General features: G+C 66.5%; 1 protein-coding gene. It reads right to left on the bottom strand.

The window, feature by feature from the left end:
• A partial coding sequence (locus tag NRB56_RS38120) for an AMP-binding protein (RefSeq protein ID WP_153349242.1) occupies positions 1-839 on the bottom strand: 839 nt, incomplete at both ends.

The raw sequence follows: 839 nt of genomic DNA, 5'->3' as shown, positions 1-839 counted from the left end.
ACCGGATGCAACCGGTCGTCGAGCACATACACTCGCAGGCCCGGGATCGCCCGCCCGACAACCGAACCCGTCGCCGCCGCGACCGTGTCGGCATCCAGTACCCGATGCGACACGTGGACCGTGGTTTCGGTGATCCCGTACATGTTGACCAGCCGCGGTCCCGCGCCCTGGGATCCGTCCCCGTGACGGGACACCCACTCCGCCAGCCGCCGCAACTCCAGGGCCTCGCCACCGAAGACCACATACCGCAACGACAGTGGTGCCGCGCCCGGATACGCGGCGTCGGCGGCGGCGAGTTGATAGAACGCCGACGGGGTCTGGTTCAAGACGGTGACCCGTTGCGCGCGCAGCAGTTCCAGGAACTGTTCCGGCGACCGGGACGTGTAGTAATCGACCACGACCAGGGTGCCGCCGTACAGCAACGGCCCCCACAACTCCCACACCGAGAAATCGAACGCGTACGAGTGGAACAACGTCCACACATCCTCGGGCCCGAACCCGAACATCGGATCGGTGTTCGCGAACAACCGCACCACATTCGCGTGCGTGACCGCCACACCCTTCGGACGCCCCGTCGACCCCGACGTATAGATCACATACGCGATATGGTCCGCGGTCAACGGCGACAACCGATCCGCATCGCTGACCGGACCCTCCCCGGCATCGACGACGTCGGGGACATCCATCCCGAACTCGTCCATCCCCACCACCGGCAACCCCGCCGGCAGCACGACATCGACACTGCGGTCGGTGATCACCGCCACCGGGCGCGCATCGTCGAGCACGTACTCGATGCGGTCGGCCGGATACGACGGATCGATCGGCACATACCCCGCACC

This window comes from Nocardia aurantia (assembly GCF_009604425.1).
Lineage (GTDB): Bacteria > Actinomycetota > Actinomycetes > Mycobacteriales > Mycobacteriaceae > Nocardia > Nocardia aurantia.
This window is presented reverse-complemented; position numbering and strand designations above follow the sequence as displayed.